Origin of the sequence: Polynucleobacter sp. AP-Kolm-20A-A1, assembly GCF_018688315.1 — a bacterium.
Lineage (GTDB): Bacteria > Pseudomonadota > Gammaproteobacteria > Burkholderiales > Burkholderiaceae > Polynucleobacter.
In genome coordinates this window covers 664514-684407 of the sequence record NZ_CP061315.1, presented here as the reverse complement: position 1 = coordinate 684407, position 19894 = coordinate 664514, and the positions used below count along the sequence as shown (strand labels likewise).

18 protein-coding genes are annotated in these 19894 nt (G+C 47.1%); 2 read left to right on the top strand and 16 right to left on the bottom strand.

Translation table 11 applies throughout. From position 1 onward, the window contains the following. Positions 1 to 51 precede the first annotated feature (51 nt). Entirely contained in the window at positions 52 to 1359 is a 1308-nt protein-coding gene (locus C2745_RS03615) for an APC family permease (RefSeq protein ID WP_215385124.1), read from the top strand. A gap of 10 nt (positions 1360 to 1369) precedes the next feature. Here C2745_RS03615 and C2745_RS03610 read toward each other — a convergent pair whose 3' ends face one another. From C2745_RS03610 to C2745_RS03600, 3 genes are read right to left on the bottom strand one after another with little or no spacing between them, the layout of a single operon-like run. Further along, positions 1370 to 1867: a hypothetical protein gene (locus C2745_RS03610; protein WP_215385123.1), complete on the bottom strand. Its 498-nt coding sequence runs from the start codon at positions 1865 to 1867 to the stop codon at positions 1370 to 1372. Positions 1868 to 1893: 26 nt separating this feature from the next. Further along, complete coding sequence (locus C2745_RS03605; RefSeq protein ID WP_215385121.1) at positions 1894 to 2577, bottom strand: dienelactone hydrolase family protein; 684 nt, start codon at positions 2575 to 2577, stop codon at positions 1894 to 1896. Positions 2578 to 2622: 45 nt separating this feature from the next. Continuing rightward, positions 2623 to 3891, bottom strand: coding sequence for an MFS transporter (locus C2745_RS03600; RefSeq protein ID WP_251368394.1), 1269 nt, complete (start codon positions 3889 to 3891; stop codon positions 2623 to 2625). Positions 3892 to 4014: 123 nt separating this feature from the next. Here C2745_RS03600 and C2745_RS03595 point away from each other — a divergent pair, with 123 nt between their 5' ends. Continuing rightward, the gene (locus C2745_RS03595; protein WP_251368393.1) at positions 4015 to 4461 is read left to right on the top strand and encodes a hypothetical protein; all 447 of its coding nucleotides are present in this window, start codon (positions 4015 to 4017) and stop codon (positions 4459 to 4461) included. Between the two features lie 89 nt (positions 4462 to 4550). Here C2745_RS03595 and C2745_RS03590 read toward each other — a convergent pair whose 3' ends face one another. The 13 genes from C2745_RS03590 to ispG all read right to left on the bottom strand — a co-directional run bounded on the left by C2745_RS03590 (position 4551) and on the right by ispG (position 19886). Further along, positions 4551 to 5042, bottom strand: coding sequence for a hypothetical protein (locus tag C2745_RS03590; RefSeq protein WP_215385118.1), 492 nt, complete (start codon positions 5040 to 5042; stop codon positions 4551 to 4553). 69 nt (positions 5043 to 5111) lie between these two features. Further along, complete coding sequence (locus C2745_RS03585; RefSeq protein ID WP_215385116.1) at positions 5112 to 7328, bottom strand: malate synthase G; 2217 nt, start codon at positions 7326 to 7328, stop codon at positions 5112 to 5114. A gap of 69 nt (positions 7329 to 7397) precedes the next feature. Continuing rightward, positions 7398 to 8738 (bottom strand): adenylosuccinate synthase, encoded by a 1341-nt coding sequence (locus C2745_RS03580; RefSeq protein WP_215385114.1) that lies wholly within the window; start codon positions 8736 to 8738, stop codon positions 7398 to 7400. 65 nt (positions 8739 to 8803) lie between these two features. After that, on the bottom strand, positions 8804 to 9967 hold the full coding sequence (locus C2745_RS03575) for an ATP phosphoribosyltransferase regulatory subunit (protein WP_215385112.1): 1164 nt from the start codon (positions 9965 to 9967) through the stop codon (positions 8804 to 8806). A gap of 20 nt (positions 9968 to 9987) precedes the next feature. Beyond that, positions 9988 to 10857, bottom strand: a complete 870-nt coding sequence (hflC, locus tag C2745_RS03570; protein WP_215385110.1) for a protease modulator HflC — start codon at positions 10855 to 10857, stop codon at positions 9988 to 9990. Continuing rightward, on the bottom strand, positions 10857 to 12377 hold the full coding sequence (hflK, locus tag C2745_RS03565; protein WP_215385108.1) for an FtsH protease activity modulator HflK: 1521 nt from the start codon (positions 12375 to 12377) through the stop codon (positions 10857 to 10859). Before hflK ends, hflC begins: the two co-directional genes overlap by 1 nt. Beyond that, positions 12367 to 13530 carry a GTPase HflX gene (gene hflX / locus C2745_RS03560; protein WP_251368392.1) on the bottom strand — a complete coding sequence of 388 codons (1164 nt, stop codon included), beginning with the start codon at positions 13528 to 13530 and terminating at the stop codon, positions 12367 to 12369. The genes hflK and hflX overlap by 11 nt, the downstream gene beginning before the upstream one ends. Before the next feature lie 70 nt (positions 13531 to 13600). Continuing rightward, a complete protein-coding gene (gene hfq / locus C2745_RS03555; protein ID WP_011903125.1) occupies positions 13601 to 13843 on the bottom strand; it encodes an RNA chaperone Hfq in 243 nt (80 codons plus the stop codon). A gap of 180 nt (positions 13844 to 14023) precedes the next feature. Continuing rightward, positions 14024 to 15388: a ribosome biogenesis GTPase Der gene (gene der / locus C2745_RS03550; RefSeq protein ID WP_215385106.1), complete on the bottom strand. Its 1365-nt coding sequence runs from the start codon at positions 15386 to 15388 to the stop codon at positions 14024 to 14026. Beyond that, positions 15385 to 16530, bottom strand: coding sequence for an outer membrane protein assembly factor BamB (gene bamB, locus C2745_RS03545; RefSeq protein ID WP_251368391.1), 1146 nt, complete (start codon positions 16528 to 16530; stop codon positions 15385 to 15387). Before bamB ends, der begins: the two co-directional genes overlap by 4 nt. A gap of 20 nt (positions 16531 to 16550) precedes the next feature. Further along, a complete protein-coding gene (locus C2745_RS03540) occupies positions 16551 to 17210 on the bottom strand; it encodes a tetratricopeptide repeat protein (RefSeq protein WP_215385102.1) in 660 nt (219 codons plus the stop codon). 48 nt (positions 17211 to 17258) lie between these two features. Continuing rightward, the gene (gene hisS, locus C2745_RS03535) at positions 17259 to 18590 is read right to left on the bottom strand and encodes a histidine--tRNA ligase (RefSeq protein WP_215385100.1); all 1332 of its coding nucleotides are present in this window, start codon (positions 18588 to 18590) and stop codon (positions 17259 to 17261) included. A 24-nt stretch (positions 18591 to 18614) separates the two neighbouring features. Next, entirely contained in the window at positions 18615 to 19886 is a 1272-nt protein-coding gene (ispG, locus tag C2745_RS03530; RefSeq protein WP_215385098.1) for a flavodoxin-dependent (E)-4-hydroxy-3-methylbut-2-enyl-diphosphate synthase, read from the bottom strand. Positions 19887 to 19894: the final 8 nt, after the last annotated feature.

Genomic DNA, 19894 nt, shown 5'->3' with positions numbered 1-19894 from the left:
TATGCTCAAATACAAGCCCCACCCAACCCAAGTCAGGCTCTAGAAATCTCTGTGAATTCAGCGCTCTTAAAGACAGCAAGTAAGCACGGCAAGGCTATTGGCCTTTTTTCCGCTACCGCCTTGGGCATAGGCGGCATGATGGGTGCCGGCCTCTTCTCTCTACTTGGCACAGCCAGCATGCATGCTGGAACACATATTCCCCTGGCTTTTCTGATTGGCGCCATTGCAGCCTCATTCTCTGTTTACTCATACGCCAAATTAGGCGCCACATTTCCAAGTAGTGGCGGCGCTGCTACTTTTACTGTCATGAGTTTTGGGCCCGGCGTTATTGCGGGCGGCCTGAATAATTTTCAATACATTGCGTATTTAATTGCTGCCGCTCTTTATGCTGCCGGGTTTTCTGAATACACCAATACACTGCTTGGTGGCAGTCTTTCGCCAACTGAAGTGAAAATGGTCGGCGCTGGTATCGTAGTTTTGTGTGCCGGCATCAATGTACTTGGCACCAATTTTGTCGGTCGCGCTGAAACACTGGCTATCGGCTTTGTCACTATCGCTCTCTTACTGTATTCAATTGAGGGTATCCACGTTGCCGATATCAGCGCGTTTAAATCCGCTGGCGGATCCATCAACGGCATAGCGATTGCTACCGGCATTCTGTATATCAACTATCAAGGTTTTGGCGTAGTGACGAATTCATCAAACGCCATGCAAAAACCCCAAAAGGAACTGCCGCTTGCGATGTTTTCCGCTTTGATATTGGTGACGATTGCCTATGTATTAGTAAGTAGCACAACAGTCCTACTGTTGCCACCAGAACAGATGCAGCAATTTAATGGTCATGTTCTTGCAAATGCAGCGCAGATCGTTGCAGGTAAGATGGGGTTTGCCGTGATTGGCGCAGCAGCATTGCTCGCCTGCGCAGCAGCACTCAATGCCACGATTTTTGCCGCCTCTAATATTGCAGCCGATATGGTGAGCAAAACTTCAATCTCTCAAATGCTGGGCCAAACGATTCTCAAAACACGGACAGGCGCACTCAGCGCATCCGCCCTCTTTGTGACCATCTTGGTGTTGATATTTCCGCTCGATATCGTTGGGCAGATGGCCAGCCTAGCATTCTTATTGGTCTATGCCGCCATTACCTATGGTCATCTGAAGGTTCGCAAGAAGACTGGCGCTAGACAATGGCCGCTCTGGACAGCCATCATTATCAATCTCTACTTATTTGTTACGCTTTTGGTGAGCGTTATTGAAAATGCTCCTGGCAGCGCAATTGCATTGATTGGCGCCCTCATCGGCTCCTTTGCACTAGAAGCTTTTTACACAAAATTTCTGAAAAAGAAATTTGGTGCCTAGACGCTGTAACTTAAAGCCCCATATTGCGATGAAGAATCTTGGACCTCATCTCATCCCATAGGCTTTGAAAGTCTTCGGTCTTTGCTTCAGAGAGTTTGACGGGCTCAAACAACCCGCCAAAAATGATCGATCCTTTTTTCACCAAGGTTTTTTCGAATTCGCTCAAACCAATCGGTTTATCGTCCATATCCCGGGTTAACTCTGCAGAGCAGACTATGGCTTCTTCGTCATCTTTATCAACTACTGCAAACTCAATGAACTGCTGATTGTTCTCCACAATCACCAAGGTGCCTCGAGCATAAGAAACGGCGTCATGTTGCTCAACGATATATGCAAGAAATTGATTCTCCTCTTCTTTTTCCATTCGAAGATCATCGATAAAGAAAAGATACTGATCCCCCTCTGAATTAACCAAGGTAAATACCTTGGGAATAACGCCATGGCCTAGCGCCAAGTTGCGATAGTAACTAGAGATTTCAACCGCGAGATTTTCAGAGAACAGGTGCATATTAAAAATGTATCAATAAAGCGTGATTAAGCTAAATTCTTTTTCAAAAATTCAAAGGTGCGATCCCAGGCTAGCTGAGCAGCCTCAGCATTGTATTTGAGCGGCGGCAAACCACGAGCATCAGACTTAGGATTCGCAAAGGCATGCTTAGTGTCATAACGATAAAACTCAATATTTGCCCCTGCCGCCTTTAGCTTTTCTTCTAATTGATCAACTCCAGCCGGCGCAAAGAACTCGTCATGCAAAGCCCAATGTGCCAACATAGGCTTGCTTACTGCATTGGCATCCACGTATTCAAGCGGAGGGTATCCGTACCAAACTATCGTGCCATCTAACTCGGGAACATTGCATGCCGATAGCACTGTTAATGCGCCACCCATACAAAAACCTGTTACGGCTACCTTCTTACTGCCAGTCGCCTTCAGGTACTGAACCGCCCCACGAATATCTTGTCCGGCAGCATCTCCAAAGTTCAAATCATTCATCAGATGCTCAGCTTCATTAGCCTCAAGCGCTAATTTGCCGCGATATAGATCAGGCACTAACGCGCGATACCCCGCTTTAGCTAAGCGATCAGCAACAGATTTCACTTCATCATCCAAGCCCCACCACTCCTGAATCACCACAACACCCGGCGCATTTGGATTGTCGGTAGGCTCAGCCAAATATCCATTGATGGTTTTGCCGTCCGGTCTTTTGTATTCAATCATGTTCTTTCCCTTATCACTTTGATCTCTGAATGACTTCGTCGCCACTTACTGAGGGGCTTTTGCATCCGAATGGATATATCCTACCAGCCAGATTGTTAGCAATCCACAAATGGCTGCCCCGTAACCCACAATGTTGTAGTGCTCCATCATGCCGTCCGGCCTAATCGTCACAATTGCGCCAGCTATTACTGAAGCAATACCGGAAGACAGCATTTGTACAGAGCCAACAAGACTCATAAAGGTGCCCCGAATTTTGTTATCTACAACCTGACTCACAATTGCCATAGCAGGAATCATGCGACCAGAAACTAAGATGAAAAATGCTGTTGAATTAATTAAAACAATCCATAAAGGAGTTACTGGCAAATTTGTTGTAACGATCAAAGGAATTAGGCTGATGACTGCAAGCGCTCTGAAGACTTTAACCTTGCCATACTTATCCGCCATATGGCCAATAAAGCGCGAGCTCATCAGGGTGGCAATTCCCCCGCACAAATAGATCAGAGAAATATAGGAATTATTGATGCCAACGTTGGTGGTGAGGTAAAGCGCGATATACGGAATGACCGAGAATCCGGTAATCATGATGAAGGCCATAAATACAAAGGCTTTTAGATGCTGTGGCGCCGTCAATATCTTATAGATTTGATTAAAGCGACTGCCCTCGTGCACATGATCTAAGTGCCCTGCTATTTTGGGAATATTGCGATACCCTAAATACAAAATCAAAGTAGAAACCAAAGCAATAAAGATGAATGGTGCACGCCAACCTAAGGCCGGAATGTGATTTGCCAAAAATAAACCCAAGGGCACTCCTGCAACCGTAGAGACTGAGAAAGCTGCCATTACCGTGCCCAGCGCCTTTCCTCTACGCTCAAACGGAATAGAGTCGGCCACGATGGTTTGCACTAAGGAACCCAAGATGCCGCCAAAGGCGCCAGCAAATGCTCTAGCGATAAAGAGCATTTCATAATTTGGTGCCAAGCCACAAGCTAATGTTGCGATGATGAAAAAGGCATATAGACTTAAGAGCAGTTTTCTACGCTCAAAACGATCTACATAGTAGGTGGCAAATACACCAGCGGCTGCCGCTGCAAATGTATAGGAAGACAAGAGCAACCCAAACTGATGGGTATTGATATTGAGTACTTTAATGAACACGGGCCCTAGGGGCATCATGATCATAAAATCTAAAATGTGAGTGAACTGAATGCCTGCCAAGGCAAGCAAAAAGAAACGCTCTTGCGAGGGGGTGCGAACAGAACTCAAAGTGGGATCTACAGTGCAAATTGGGGATGAAAGTCCATTATCCACTCTAGCGCCCCAATCTGCATTGAGGTACGATCAGAGCTAAATCATCGACAAAACCCCTGCTAAACCGATCTGATTCCAATCATGCTACCTACCGCCACAAGTTTTTCCTTTGCCTTCCTTTTCATGGACATCATCCTTGGAATCTTCGGCCTTGTATTCGTTCTCATGTTTCATGGAAGCGCCCTAAATCACATGGTGATGCGCTTTGAATTGCTGACAAAGAAGAATCTTGAGAGGGGCAAGTACAACTGGGTCTTTACCCATTTTTACGTGGCATTTATTGTGATTGCCCTGATTCACATTAGCGAAATCTTCATTTGGGCAGCCTTTCTTCTTTTGCTAAAGCTCGTTCCCAATGGCATTGATGCCGTTCTCTTCGCGGGCAGCTGCTACACCACCGTAGGGTTTGTGACAGACCTTCTACCCTTGGGATGGAAAAGCCTCGCCTTCTTTATTGCCTTTAGCGGCCTGTTTTCAGTTGCTTGGACTACCTCAGCCATGATTATGATGACGGGAGTCTATAAACAAGCCTGGCTTCTCAAGTACGCACCTAAGAAGAAATCACTTTAAGAAAATTCCCCCAATTAAGGCGATTTTCTTGTTAATTTATGCTGTTTTTCAGCAAAAAATGCTGTTTTTGACGAACTTCAGGAATTACTTTAAGTTTTGATGTAATACCCGTAAACACAGCGACTTCCGCCTCTGGACGGATCGTGCGTATCCTGAATAACGCCATCAATCACTGCGGTGAGATGCTTGGATACCTTCACAATCAAGGTGCCAGCCGGAAGTTCATCTACCCTTAAGTGCACCTGACAGCCTGCCCCCACTTTCATCGTCGGAACCCATTTAAAACCATGCTTCAGAATGTAATCATGGAAGACGTTACGATGATTGCCATTGCGCGGGGATGAGCCTTTCGCACTTAATCTCTTAGCAAGTCTATCGTTGCGGGATTGGGCGTAAGACTCATTAGCAAGTCTGAGGTCCTCATAAACCTGCATATAGGGCAGGTTCGCTGCAATCGCGATGGATCTAACTACGCAATCGCCTGCACCACCCTTAAAGCCAGCCTTTTGCCTGCCCCCATCATTAAATTGAAATGGGAAGCTCGCATGCGATTTGGAGAAAAGATTTAGAAAGCCAAACATAAGGTGTTGCCCAATAAAAAATGGATTTGCTTTGCGGGCAAATCCATTCTTAGTCAGATCGGAGCTAAATTACTTAGCGCCTGCCTTTTTAACCTCTAAACGCCAAGCATGGAGCAATGGCTCGGTATAACCGTTTGGTTGCTCAAGACCTTTGAAAATCAAATCGCTGGCTGCTTTATAAGCGTAAGAATCTTTGTAGTTTGGCATCATTGGCTTGTACAAAGGATCGCCAGCATTCTGACCATCCACTACTTTAGCCATGCGCTGCAAACTCTCGTTTACTTGATCAGCAGTCACAATACCGTTGAGCAACCAGTTGGCAATGTGTTGGCTAGAAATACGCAATGTTGCACGGTCTTCCATTAGGCCAACGTTATGAATATCTGGAACCTTAGAGCAACCAACACCCTGATCGATCCAGCGAACCACGTAACCCAAGATACCCTGGCAGTTGTTATCCAATTCTTGCTGAATCTCTTCTTTAGACCAGTTTGCTTTTTCAACTACTGGAATAGTTAACAAGTCATTGATCAACGCTTCAGCTTCAGCAGCAGTGTCGAGCTTTTCCATTTCTTTTTGGAGCTCTGCTACGTTTACTTGGTGATAATGCAGCGCATGTAAAGTTGCCGCAGTTGGTGATGGTACCCAAGCTGTATTTGCACCTGCCTTTGGATGAACAATCTTCTGCTCAACCATGGCTTTCATCATGTCTGGCATTGCCCACATACCTTTGCCGATTTGAGCGCGGCCACGCAAGCCACAATCTAAACCTGCAAATACGTTACGACGCTCATAGGCAGACAACCACTTGCTGGTTTTCATATCACCTTTGCGCATCATTGGGCCTGCGTACATTGCTGTGTGCATTTCATCGCCAGTACGATCCAAGAAGCCAGTATTAATAAAGGCAACACGTGCACCTGCAGCAGCAATTGCCGCTTTGATGTTGGCGCTCATGCGACGCTCTTCATCCATAATGCCAAGCTTGACTGTGTCTGCTGGCAAACCGAGCAACTTCTCAACGCGACCAAAGAGCTCACCTGCAAAAGCCACTTCTTCTGGGCTGTGCATTTTTGGCTTCACGATATAAACGGAACCCTTGCGTGTATTACCAATTGCTTGGCTTGCTGGACGATTAATGTCGTACAAAGCGATCAATACAGTCACCACTGCATCCAAGATACCTTCGTAGATCTCTTTACCTTCGCCAGTAATAATGGCTGGGTTGGTCATTAAGTGGCCAACGTTACGGAGGAACAAAAGTGAGCGGCCATGCAAAGTGACAACACCATCTTTTGCATCAACAGCGCCAATACCAGCTTTGTACTTACGGTCTGGATTGAGTGCGCGAGTAATGGTCTTATCGCCCTTCTTCACTTCCTCAACCAAAGTTCCCTTGAGGATGCCTAACCAGTTTTCATAGGCAAGCACTTTGTCATCGCCATCTACTGCTGCAATAGAGTCTTCCAAATCCAAAATGGTGGAGAGCGCAGCTTCGAGGACAACATCATTGATACCAGCGGGATCACTTGCGCCAATAGTTTTAGTTTTGTTGATTTCGATATCAATATGCACGCCGTTGTTGCGCAATAAGACTGAGCTTGGTGCAGCTGCATCACCTTGATAGCCAACAAATTGCTTCTCATCAGCTAAACCGGTAACGCTGCCATCTTTTAATTTAACGGAAAGCTTATTGCCGTCAACTGTATAAGCAACTGAATCACGATGTGATCCCTTAGCCAATGGAGCAGCTTGATCCAAGAAGTTGCGAGCATAAGCAACTACCTTAGCACCACGAATGGGGTTGTAAGCACCCGCCTTAGTAGCGCCATCTTCTTCAGAGAGAACATCGGTACCATAAAGAGCGTCATATAAAGAGCCCCAACGAGCATTCGCGGCATTCAATGCATAACGGGCGTTTAATACAGGAACAACCAGTTGAGGACCGGCTTGAAGCGCCAACTCATCATCCACATTCTTGGTTGTTGCAGTAATTTTTCCTGGAACGTCGACTAAGTAGTCAATTTCTTTTAAGAACTTACGATATGCAGGCATATCCTTGATTGGGCCTGGATTGGCTTGGTGCCATTTATCCAAGTCAACCTGAATGCGATCACGCTTAGCTAGCAAGGCTTCATTTTTTGGGGTGAGATCTTTAACGATTTCATCAAAACCCTTCCAAAAGTCAGCACTCTTGATGCCTGTTCCTGGAAGCACTTTGTCTTCGATAAAACGATATAAAGGAGTTGCCACTTGAAGGCTATTGCAGGTAGTGCGCGCAGTCATGTTGTAAACCTTGGTTCTTACAAAAAGTTGATAAATTAGTTAATTAAATGCTGAATCAATTATTTTCCATCAATCCTGAAAAGGATGCTGAAGGAGGATGGTTTCATCACGCTCTGGGCCTGTAGACACCATTGCGATTGGCTTGCCAGCCACTTCCTCGATACGACGGAGAAACTTTTGCGCCTCAGGCGGCAACTTATCCCACTCACGGATACCGAAGGTTGTACCCTTCCAGCCCGGGAAATCCTCATAAATTGGCTCACAACGGGCTACAGATTCTGCGCCGCGTGGCAACACATCAAGCTTCTTACCATCGAGGTTGTAGCCAACGCACAGACGGATAGTTTCAAAACCATCTAGTACGTCCAATTTAGTAATACATAAACCAGACAAGCCGTTGATCTGAATCGAGCGCTTTAATGCAGCAGCATCTAACCAACCAGTGCGACGTGGACGACCGGTAACAGAGCCAAATTCTTTACCAACTTCAGCCAAACGTACGCCAACTGGATCTTGCTTTGCAGGATTGTCATGATCGTAAAGTTCGCTTGGGAATGGGCCCGCACCAACGCGAGTGCAATAAGCTTTAGTAATGCCCAAGATGTATTGCAAAGACTCAGGGCCCACACCTGAACCAGCAGCAGCATTACCTGCTACACAGTTGCTGGATGTGACGTATGGATAGGTACCATGATCGATATCGAGTAATGTGCCTTGAGCGCCTTCGAACAATAAATTTTGTCCAGCTTGCTCGGCTGCGTAGAGTGCGCTAGACACGTCAACCACCATTGGCTTAAGGCGTTCAGCATATGACATTGCCTCAGCCAAAGTCTTTTCGTAATTAACAGGCTCAGCGCCATAGTAATTGGTGAGCATGAAATTGTGATACTCCAAATTCTCACGTAATTGCTCTGCAAATTTTTCTGGGTAGAACAAGTCCTGAACACGCAATGCACGGCGTGCTACTTTATCTTCATACGCCGGTCCAATGCCGCGACCAGTTGTACCAATCTTGGCTTCGCCACGCTTCTTCTCTCGCGCATGATCAATCGCTACGTGGTACGGCAGAATCAAAGTAGTCGCCTCTGAGATCTTCAGGCGGGATTGAACATCTAATCCAGCCGCTTCTAGTTCGCCGATTTCTTTAAAGAGCGCCTCTGGAGAAAGTACTACGCCATTGCCGATGTAGCAAATCACATTCTTATGCATGATTCCAGACGGGATCAAACGCAAAATAGTCTTCTTGTCACCGATGATGAGTGTGTGGCCCGCATTGTGACCGCCCTGGAAGCGGACTACCGCTTGAGCATGATCAGTCAACCAATCCACCACCTTACCTTTGCCTTCATCACCCCACTGGGTGCCAATGACAACTACGTTACGACCGTGTGCTTGCTGCTTTGAAGACATAATGAAATCCAAAAAGATAATTACAAAATAGGTTAACTACTGCTTATAGCTTTACTTCTTCGGGTTTACTTCTTTTTTACTTCCCAAGAGCTGCCTTGCTTCACCAGCTCTCGATCACATTCATATTCGGCAGCCTCTACTGCTGTACCAGCTGGCACCTGTATCACTACCTCACCCTGACTTCTCAAGTTGCTTATTGATTTATTCAATTCCGCATCCTCAATCCAAGGAGCCAGAATTGCTAACTTGCGCGCCTTTAAAGGAGACAAGTTAGCCAAGGTCAATAGATCGAGCGAGAAACCAGTTGCAGGACGTGGGCGACCAAAAGCTTGACCAACATGGTCATAGCGACCGCCTCTTGCAATCGGTTGCGGCAACTGATCAACATACGCAGCAAACATTACGCCGCTGTGATACTGATAACCACGCAAGTCAGCTAGATCAATACTGAGTTCTAATTTTGTAGATAAAACACTTGCAGCTGAGGCCAGGCGCTCAAGGTCAGCCAAGGCTTGATCGACTGCAGCATGTTTCGGCAATACTTTTTTAGCCTTTGCGAGTACTTCAGTGCATGGGCCATTTAATTCTGTCAGAGCAATAAGTGCCTCAGATACCTTAGCAGGCAAACAAGCGGCCCATTGACTCAAGCGTGGGCGATCCTTGCTTTGCAATAAGCCATACAAAGTTTCAATCGTTTCTTTGTCGAGTTTTTGGTCGGCCAAGATGCCAGTCAGGATGCCGGCGTGTGACAAATCTAGATAGACCTTGTCTAAGCCTGCTACTGCAAGCGTTTTCAACAATAAGGTAATTGCCTCAAAGTCTGCTTCCCAAGTGGCGCAGCCGTAAATCTCAGCGCCAAGCTGTAACTCTTCGCGAGCAGAGCTGCCCACCGGTGTGCGTGCGTGCGCTACAGAGCCCGCATAACAAAGACGTGTCACACCAGCGCGATTTAAAAGGTGCGCATCGATACGAGCCACTTGCGGAGTCATATCTGCCCGCAAGCCTAGGGTGCGACCTGATAATTGATCTACCAACTTGAATGTTTGTAGATTGAGATCTGAACCAGTGCCAGTCAATAAGGAGTCTAAGAACTCAAGGATTGGGGGAGCAACCAACTCATAACCATAGGATTGATATAAATCCAAAATGGCACGACGCAAAGACTCTACCTTGCGAGCCTCTGCTGGCAAAACATCTGCAATATCTTCAGGAAGTAACCAACGATTCATGATTTGGAATATTCACTTTCTTATTTTTTATGCAGGAACTTAAAGAATTCGCCATTAGGCTCAACCACCATGATGTCTTTCTTATCTTTGAAAGAGCTACGGTAGGCTTCCAAGCTTTGATAGAACTGCGCAAACTGAGGGTCGCGCCCAAATGCCTCAGCGTAAAGTGCTGTTGCCTTGGCATCACCTGCACCTTTAATCTTTTGTGCGTCACGATATGCTTCAGCCAAGATCGTGTCACGCTGACGCTCCGCATTAGCGCGAATCTTGTCAGATTCTGCAGCACCCGTTGAGCGCAGCTCATTGGCAACACGCTTACGCTCTGCCTCCATACGACGATAAACAGAATCACTGATCTCAGCCAAGAGGTCAACGCGCTTTAATCTCACATCTACGATCTCTACGCCGATATCCGCAGCATCATCTGCCACCTTCTTGCGAATGCCTTGCATCACCTCTTCACGCTGATCAGAGATCAACTCGCGAACAGTACGCTTCGTGAACTCTTCATTAAGGGCAGAACGAACCAATTGGGTTAAGCGATCTTGCGCCAAACGCTCATCACCCTTAAAGCTAATAAAGAACTTACGTGGATCGACAATGCGCCATTTCACATAAGAATCGACCAAGAGGTTTTTCTTCTCAGCAGTAATAAAACGCTCTGCTTCTGGATTGTCGATTGTCAGAATACGGCGATCGAAGAAGCGCACGCTTTCAAACGGCGCCGGCAACTTCACTTGAATGCCTGGCTTCTCAATGACACGAACAATCTGTCCAAAAGAAAACACAACGGCGAACTTGCGCTGATCAACCACAAAGACGCTGGAAGACAGCACATAAATAAGTGCAATGAATGCAATGCCTGCCGCAATTAAACGATTCGCATTCATTATCTGGACTCCCGATCACGACTGCGAAGACCATCACGTTTGTCTACATTGTTATTGCTACTTGCAGCCGGTGGCGTTGTCGCTGGTGCGCTAGAAGATGGGTTTGGAGTATTCACTCCTGTTGCCCCTCCTACAGTCACACTGCCAGTTGGAGTGGATACCCCCGACTGGTTAACTTGAGCACTTGCTGCTTGAGCGCTTTCAGCACTAACTTGAGCAACGATCTTGTCGAGCGGCAGATACAACAAGCTATTGCTCTTGGTTGTATCAACCAAAATCTTCGTAACGTTGTTATACATCTCACGCATGCTGTCGATATACATACGATCGCGAGTTACTTGCGGCGCTTTGGAGTACTCCACCAAGATTTGTTTAAAGCGTGTAGCGTCACCCTCTGCTGTTGCAACAACGCGTGCCTTATAGCCTTCAGCCTCTTGAATGAGGCGAGCAGCGGTACCCTTGGCGCGCGGAATAATGTCATTGGCGTAGGCCTGACCTTCACTCTTCAGGCGTTCCTGGTCTTGACCGGCTTTCACGGCGTCGTCAAATGCTGCTTGAACTTGTTCTGGCGGCTGAACGTTTTGCACGGTCACGCTAGTGACGTAGATACCCGTCTTGTAGCTATCCAAAATCTTCTGAATTGAGTTTGCCAAATCAATGCCAATCTTTTCGCGACCCTCATACAAGACGGTATCCATCTTGCTGCGCGCAACGATTTCCCGAACAGCTGTTTCTGCCGCTTGAACTACTGCAGCATCTGGATCGCGGTTGTTAAATAAATAATCAGTTGGATCTTTCAGGCGGTACTGGACAGCAAAGCGCACATCGATGATGTTTTCATCTTCGGTGAGCATGGAAGAGTCTTTTTGATTGGTAGCCTTAATCAATACCGGGCGACCCACTTCTACCGAGCGGACGCCAGATAGATTGACAGTCTCTTCAGACTGGATAGGCCAAGGCATACGCCAGTTGATACCAGGCTTGGCGGTGTAGTCGTATTTACCAAAAGTGAGGATGACGCCCGCTTGACCTTCTTGAATAATGAAAAAGCCACTACATACCCAAATGAAGAATACGGCAGCCGCTCCAATCAGAACGCTAGCCTTAGATCCGAATGGATTGCTGAAATTAAAGTTAGGTGCAGATGGACCGCCACCATTGCCACCGCTATTACCGCCACGTTGTGACGGCGGAGGAATATCAGTGCTATTGGGTTTATTGCTAGGCTTTTGTGCAGAGCTACCCGTGACACCAGGTTTTTTCTTGCCACCAAACATTCCAGCGATTCTGTCATTGAAATCACGCCACAGCTCATCCAAATCTGGAGGGCCATCTGGCTTAGCTTGTTGATTGCCTGGCTGATTTGTTGGTGGAGTCTCAACTGGTTTTGTATCTGGGTCGACTTTTGGAGCTTGTTCATTTCCCTGCCCATCTTTGGCATCTTTTGATCCACCGGTGTTGTGGCTATTGCCCCAACCTGGATCATTGACCGAAAAAAGGCCTAGAAATTTACGCATCATTAGAAAAATAGCTTCGTTTAGGAATCGGATTAAATTCGGATGATTCTGGTCGTTCTGGTAATGGTGCTAAAAACTCGTCCGGGGCCATTTGCGTCTTGGCACGGTTGTGTTCGACCCTTATTCTATCAGTCATTTGGGAGCATTCGGCCAGCGCTGAGCGCAGCAAATCAAGGCCCAAGCCAGTCTGGGCTGATAGGAAAACCTGGCTGGGGAAGCCCTGCCCATCCCGCTCCAAAACAGCCCCTCGGGTGAAGGTTTGCGGCATCTGGTCAATCTTGTTCATAACCTCGATTCGGGGGATGTCATCAGCCCCAATTTCCTCCAAAACCGCCTCTACTTCGGCTTTTTGCTCCCTGGCAACCGGGCTGCAGGCATCAATGACATGCAAAATCAGGTCGGCATGGATGGTTTCGTCCAAAGTGGCCCTAAAAGCCTCTACCAGCTGGTGCGGCAAATCCCGGATGAAGCCAACGGTATCGGACACCACAATGGAGCCAACTCCATCCAAATGGACTCTCCTAGAGGTGGTATCCAAAGTGGCAAATAGCTGGTCAGCCGCATAAGTCCCTGCTTTGGTGAGGGCATTGAAAAGAGTGGATTTACCCGCATTGGTATATCCAACCAAGGATACAGAGAACACATCTTTGCGATTGCGCGCTCTTCTTTGTGTTCTTTGCTGGCGCTGAAGTTTCTCCAATTCATTTTCTAAACGCTTAGCTTTGGTTGCCAACATACGGCGATCCAACTCCATCTGCGTTTCACCAGGACCACCACGCACACCAATACCACCTCGCTGACGCTCCAAGTGACTCCATGCCCTTACTAAACGTGACATGCGATAGCGCACTTGCGCAAGCTCAACCTGTGTCTTACCAATATGGCTTTGTGCTCTCTGACTAAAGATATCAAGGATCAAACCCGTGCGATCCATCACATGAAAACCAATGTGACGTTCTAGATTGCGTTGCTGGGTTGGAGAAAGTGGATGATTGAAGATAGCGAGCTCAGCTCCCTGCTCTTCCATCACCTTCTTAAGTTCATTCGCCTTGCCAGAGCCTATGAATAGGGCTGGATCGGTCTTGCCTTTACGTGCAATAACGCTAGCTGCGGGTATTGAGCCGGCACTGTCAGCCAAAAGACTGAGCTCTGCCATGCTATCTGCAAAATCTTCGCGTCCTGTGTCTACTCCAACCAGAACAGCGCGTGCCGCATCTACTCCAGTTTTATACAGGGCTAGCTTCTTCTAAACGGAAATCAATCGCACGAGCGGGAACGATCGTCGAGATTGCGTGCTTGTAAACCATCTGCGTCACAGTATTGCGCAAGAGGACAACGTATTGATCAAAAGATTCAATATTGCCTTGCAGCTTAATACCGTTTACGAGATAGATCGAAACAGGAACATGCTCTTTGCGTAAAGCATTGAGAAATGGATCCTGAAGTAATTGAATTTTGTTGTTATTCATACTGCCCCTTATTTATCTTTTGTTAACTACTTTTTTGGGAGTCTTGCTTTTTTATTTAAATACCAATTTCATTACATATTGCTTGATACAAACTCATTACAACTTACCGAAACGTCTATATTGGGCTGATTTCTAAAAAAATCAAGCCCCTTTCAAATCAGACTGAAAGCTTAGCCCAAATTAGCGCTTTTTGCCTTTTTTACCCTTATCAGCATCTACATAGGGGTTTTTAGCGGTATTCATCTGGATACGCAATGGCGTGCCCCGCAATTTAAAGACATCCCTAAAGCGCCCTTCTAGGTATCGTTTATAGCTATCGGTAACGCCACTCAGGGAAGTGCCGTGAATAACCACGATTGGAGGATTCATACCCCCTTGGTGGGCATAGCGCAATTTTGGACGCCCCATACCAACCCGTTTTGGTTGCTGATGCTCAATAGCCTCTTGCAAGATACGTGTTAAGCGTGGCGTTGGTAGTTTTGCCATTGCTGCAGCATAAGCGGCATCAACGTCTTTAAAGAGATCTTTTAATCCAGTGCCTTTTTTAGCGGAGATCGGATGAACGTTTGCAAAATCGAGGAAGCGCAGCTTTTGGGCAATCTCTAGGCGGGCACGCTCTTTAACGTACGCATCGATCCCATCCCACTTGTTCACCGCAACTACTAATGCACGGCCAGCTTCCACAATAAAGCCAGCGATATGAGCATCTTGCTCAGAAATATCTTGCTGAGCATCCAACATCAAGATCACGACGTTACAGTCCGCAATGGCTTGCAATGTTTTAACCACAGAGAACTTTTCAATCGCTTCAAATACTTTGCCGCGACGACGCAAACCTGCGGTATCAACCAGAATATAAGGCTTACCGTTGCGCTCAAACGGAACTTCAATCGCGTCGCGAGTGGTTCCAGGCATGTCAAATGCAATCACGCGCTCTTCACCAATAAGCTTATTGATCAGAGTTGATTTGCCGACGTTTGGACGACCCACTACCGCAATCTTCATTGGGCGATTTGGATCGTTGGCCAATTCATCTTCATCAGGCTCTGCAATACCAAGAGAATCCAAGGCATCATCAATCAGACCGCGAACACCGTCACCGTGCGCAGAAGAAATCGGGAATGGCTCACCTAAGCCGAGCTCATGAAAGTCTGCGGTAACTACACCCGCTTGCATACCTTCAGTTTTGTTTACAGCCAGAATGACTGGTCTACCAGTCTTGCGCAAGAAATCTGCAATAACTCGATCTTGCGGAGCCATACCTAAACGGCCATCCACCAAGAAAATCACAATGTCAGACTCAGCTACAGCTTGTTTGGTTTGCTTTGCCATCTCGGCAACAATGCCGGTTTTGGCGACCGGCTCAAAACCGCCGGTATCAACGCAAATAAATGCACGCTCACCGATACGACCCTTGCCATAGTGGCGATCTCTGGTTAAGCCAGAAAAATCAGCCACCAATGCATCACGTGAACGCGTTAAGCGATTAAAGAGTGTCGACTTCCCTACATTAGGACGGCCGACGATAGTGATGACTGGATTCATTTTGGACTGTACGCCGCTATTTTTCCACCTTGAGACTGAACCAAGATGAGGCCGCCAACTGCAATGGGGGCTGCCGAGATTGGACTGCTATCGTGACGAATTCGCGCAACCATCTCGCCATTCGACTGTGAAAATGCATGGATGTAGCCTTGAGCATCACCCATTAATAAAACTCTACCGATAGCTAGAGATTCGCCAACATCTCGGTATGTGAGCTGGGTGTTTTCCCAAACTTGTGTGCCATCTTTAACCGCAAAAGCAGTGACATAAGATTTTTCATTTGCCGAGAAGACAAGCTCTTGGCTTTGTGAGGTACCGGTATAGCTTGAGTAATCCTTAAACCACAAAAGGTTCCCTGTACGCGCCTGGCCACAACCAACCCGGCCTTGATAAGAAACTGCGCAGATGATGTCACCTTCCATGCTTGGCTTGGCTGTAACGTCATTCAAGCGCTCAATCTCAGAAAAACCTTTTGGAAATGAAACTGGGGTTTCCCAAACAAGGCCGCCATTGGCAATCACAATCATGCCAAAACGACCGCCAGCAAATCCAGTCACAATCACTTCATTATTAATAGGGAGCATGCCGTAGCCAACGCGTAAGGACAAGGCGGATTGCTGACGCTGATATGTCCATTTACGTGCACCGGTTTGCGCATCCAAGCCAATAAAACGATTATCTAAAGCGCGAACTACCACAATGCCGCCAGCTACCACTGGCTCGCTCAATACTTCACTGCCAACGCTTACCTTCCAAATCTGCTTACCAGTGTCGTCATAGGCGTACACAGTACCCTTGGTACTTACGGCAACAGTAGTGCGGCCATCAGATCCCGGACCAATAGATAAACGCTCAGGAACTGATGCCTCCCAAACCTTTTCGCCATTATTTAAATTGATTTTTGCTAAGTTGCCACGATGAGATGCCGCATACACAGCATCGCCAGCAACTACTGGATGAAAGTTAAATGTCTCTGAAGAGCCAATGCTGGTCGACCAAACTGGCTGCAGATCAAACTGATTGCTCACAGGCGCCAAGTCAGCTGGCTTGCGCACTCTGGAACCACCCGAACAGGCTACCAATGCAATAGTCACCGAGCTAATTAAAAGAGCAGTGCCAAGAACCTTTGGTAAACGCTTCATGAGTTTCATTCCTGTATTGATCACTGGGCTATGCCGCCTACAGCATCTAACTTTACCTTCAGGAGGCGACGCGCCTCTTCAGGGAATTCTTTTGCCTGGTCTAATTTCTTCCAAGCCTCTTGATAACTTTGCTTGGCTTGCTCATTTTGCTTTTGGGCCAAATACCAATCGCCGCGACGCTCAAGCCACAACGCTTCAAAGCCAGCAACAGGCTTATCTTTCAAAATTTGATCTGCTTCTGCAAAATCCTTTTCGCTACCCTGCTCAATCAATTGAGAAACCAAACGCAATTTAGCCAACGCAAGGTAACCATCATTTGAAGCATTCTTAGCAGCCCAACGCAAATAATCCAAAGCCTTAGCACTGTCGCCAGCATCAGAGGCAATACGCGCAGCAATCAAGCTCGACATTGGCGCATATGGAGTGCGGGCAAAATCTTTTTGCAAATCATCGGCGGCGCGCAAAGTTTGCTCTTTATCGCCTTTGGCAATTGCAGAGACCATGGTTTCGTAAAGCTTGGATGCTTCCAAAGCTTGGTTATTGCGCCACCATTGATAACCACTATAAGCAGCATATGCAAACAAGGCAACGGTCACAACGCCGGTGATCAGATTGCGATACTTTTGCCAAAAGGCTTTTAGTTGATCCCACTGTTCTTGTTCTTCTAAATCTAAAGGCATATCAATCCAAGCTAATTAATCAGTAATTAAGGGTATATGAAGCTAATTCTATTCGGAGGCGCCTACTAGGGCATCAATTGCCGCCCCAAGGACATCATCCAAGGGAACAGACTTTTGCTCGCCTGTGCCACGTAAGTCCTTGAGTTGAGCCTCATTTTTAGCCAGTTCATCAGGGCCAATGATCACTGCAAAGGCAGCCCCACTGCTATCGGCTTTCTTCATTTGAGACTTAAAGCTGGCTGATTGCCCATCTGGCGGGCAGAACAAAATAGTATCAATTCCAGCGCTACGTAAGCGCTCAGCAATAATCATGGCGGCCGTTAGCGTCTCGCCACCTTGATGCAGAACAAAGATATCGCATTGGGCTTGCGCTTCCGGCGAAGAACCGGAGACCTTCATTAATTCGAGAACGCGCTCCATACCCATTGCCCAACCACAAGCAGGTGCAGCCTTGCCGCCCATGCGCTCGATCAATGGATCGTAGCGCCCACCACCTGCGATAGTGCCTTGCGCACCTAACTCATCAGTGATCCATTCGAATACAGTCAGATTGTAGTAATCCAAGCCACGCACTAAACGCGGATTAATTTTGCAAGGAATATTGTTTGCTTTAAGCAAGGCCTGCACTGCGTTGAAATGCTTAAGCGACTCTTCACCCAAGAAATCTAATAGCTTTGGCGCACCTTCAATCAAGGCCTGCATCTCTGGGTTTTTAGAATCCAAGATTCGCAAAGGATTGCTAAGCAAGCGACGTTGCGAATCTTCGTCGAGCTGTGATTTATATTTCTCAAAGTAAGTCACTAAGGCTGCGCGATGCTCTGCGCGCTCAGGGGCCTGACCTAATGAGTTAATTTCTAGACGAACACCTTTCAGTCCTAGCTCATCCCATAGGCGTTGACCCATCAGGATGATCTCTGCGTCGATGTCGGGGCCAGCAAAGCCAAGCGCCTCAATGCCAAATTGATGAAACTGGCGATAACGACCACGCTGTGGACGCTCGTGACGGAACATAGGACCGGTATACCAAAGACGCTTAGGTCCTTCGTAAAGCAAATTGTTTTCAATGACAGAACGTACTAATGCGGCGGTACCCTCAGGACGCAAAGTGAGTTGCTCGCCATTCAAGCGGTCCTCAAATGAGTACATTTCTTTTTCAACAATGTCAGTGACTTCACCGATACCGCGCTGAAATACCGCAGTTGCCTCAACAATTGGTGTTCTCAAAAATTCATAGCCATAGGCACGAGTTAAATCGCGCAGAACATGTTCAAGATGAGCCCACTGCGCAGCATCTGCTGGCAGCAAATCATTCATGCCACGTACGCCATTGATTTTTTGAATCTTGGCTTGTGGTTTTTGCTCTTTGTTTTGATCAGTCATTTTTATTCTTGTTCTAACTTGGCTTTATTCAACTTTTGCTGCGTAGTTTTGTTTAACGTACTCGTCAACAATCACTTGGAACTCTTCTGCAATTTTCTCACCGCGCAAGGTTTTTACCTTAACACCATCCACAAACACTGGTGCAGCCGGGGTTTCGCCTGTTCCCGGCAGGGAAATGCCAATATTGGCATGCTTACTCTCACCTGGGCCGTTAACGATGCAGCCCATTACAGCCACATTCATATTCTCCACTCCCGGGTGGGTTTTCTTCCAGACTGGCATTTGCTGGCGCAGATAGGATTGAATATTTGCTGCTAATTCCTGGAAAGTGGTACTGGTCGTTCTACCGCAACCAGGACATGCAATCACCATTGGGGTGAAGTTACGCAAACCCATCGTTTGCAAAATCTCTTGAGCAACAATGACTTCGTTTTCACGTGGCGCACCAGGATCAGGCGTTAATGAAACGCGAATGGTGTCACCAATGCCCTCTTGCAACAAAATACCCATTGCTGCAGTGGAGGAAACAATGCCTTTGCTGCCCATACCTGCTTCAGTTAAACCTAGGTGCAAAGGATAGTCGGAGCGACGTGAGAGATCGCGATACACCGCAACTAAATCTTGCACATTACTGACTTTGCATGAGAGCAAAATTTGGTTTGGGTTCATACCAAACTCAACTGCTTTTTCTGCTGACTGTAAGGCCGACTGAATCAGCGCCTCAATCATCACTTCTTGCGCAGTCTTTGGAGTAGCCAATGCAGCATTGCTATCCATGATTGAAGCCAAGAGCTCTTGATCTAAGCTGCCCCAGTTCACACCAATGCGAATCGGCTTGTCATATTTACAAGCCGCTTCAATCATTTGCGCAAACTGTGGGTCACGCTTGGCGCCCTTACCCACATTGCCTGGGTTAATACGGTACTTTGAGAGCGCTTTAGCGCACTCCGGAAAATCATTTAATAAAGTATGGCCGTTGTAATGAAAGTCGCCAATCAATGGCACCAGCACATCCATTTTGTCTAACTGCTCACGAATATACGGAACAGCTGCTGCAGCTTCTGGTGTGTTCACAGTGATACGCACCATCTCGGAACCAGCGCGCGCCAATTCTTTTACCTGAATCGCAGTACCTACTGCATCAGCAGTATCAGTATTCGTCATCGATTGCACGCGTACAGGTGCATCACCACCAATGGTGATGATGTTAGATTTCCAAGCAACAGTAGCTTGACGCGTTGCACGCTTAGGACTTGGTCCTAATGGAAGTGGTGGCAATGAATTATTAGAGCTCATAAGGTTCT

Excerpts from the sequence above, each read along its gene's own strand:
- C2745_RS03580 (WP_215385114.1), bottom strand. The coding sequence starts at position 8,738 with ATGTCTTCAAAGCAGCAAGCACACGGTCGTAACGTAGTTGTCATTGGC.
- C2745_RS03585 (WP_215385116.1), bottom strand. The coding sequence starts at position 7,328 with ATGACTGCGCGCACTACCTGCAATAGCCTTCAAGTGGCAACTCCTTTA.
- bamB (WP_251368391.1), bottom strand. The coding sequence starts at position 16,530 with ATGAAGCGTTTACCAAAGGTTCTTGGCACTGCTCTTTTAATTAGCTCG.
- C2745_RS03590 (WP_215385118.1), bottom strand. The coding sequence starts at position 5,042 with ATGTTTGGCTTTCTAAATCTTTTCTCCAAATCGCATGCGAGCTTCCCA.
- hflC (WP_215385110.1), bottom strand. The coding sequence starts at position 10,857 with ATGAATGCGAATCGTTTAATTGCGGCAGGCATTGCATTCATTGCACTT.
- ispG (WP_215385098.1), bottom strand. The coding sequence starts at position 19,886 with ATGAGCTCTAATAATTCATTGCCACCACTTCCATTAGGACCAAGTCCT.
- C2745_RS03610 (WP_215385123.1), bottom strand. The coding sequence starts at position 1,867 with ATGCACCTGTTCTCTGAAAATCTCGCGGTTGAAATCTCTAGTTACTAT.
- C2745_RS03605 (WP_215385121.1), bottom strand. The coding sequence starts at position 2,577 with ATGATTGAATACAAAAGACCGGACGGCAAAACCATCAATGGATATTTG.
- hflX (WP_251368392.1), bottom strand. The coding sequence starts at position 13,530 with ATGGCAGAGCTCAGTCTTTTGGCTGACAGTGCCGGCTCAATACCCGCA.
- hisS (WP_215385100.1), bottom strand. The coding sequence starts at position 18,590 with ATGACTGATCAAAACAAAGAGCAAAAACCACAAGCCAAGATTCAAAAA.
- hfq (WP_011903125.1), bottom strand. The coding sequence starts at position 13,843 with ATGAATAACAACAAAATTCAATTACTTCAGGATCCATTTCTCAATGCT.
- der (WP_215385106.1), bottom strand. The coding sequence starts at position 15,388 with ATGAATCCAGTCATCACTATCGTCGGCCGTCCTAATGTAGGGAAGTCG.
- hflK (WP_215385108.1), bottom strand. The coding sequence starts at position 12,377 with ATGATGCGTAAATTTCTAGGCCTTTTTTCGGTCAATGATCCAGGTTGG.
- C2745_RS03540 (WP_215385102.1), bottom strand. The coding sequence starts at position 17,210 with ATGCCTTTAGATTTAGAAGAACAAGAACAGTGGGATCAACTAAAAGCC.
- C2745_RS03595 (WP_251368393.1), top strand. The coding sequence starts at position 4,015 with ATGGACATCATCCTTGGAATCTTCGGCCTTGTATTCGTTCTCATGTTT.
- C2745_RS03575 (WP_215385112.1), bottom strand. The coding sequence starts at position 9,967 with ATGAATCGTTGGTTACTTCCTGAAGATATTGCAGATGTTTTGCCAGCA.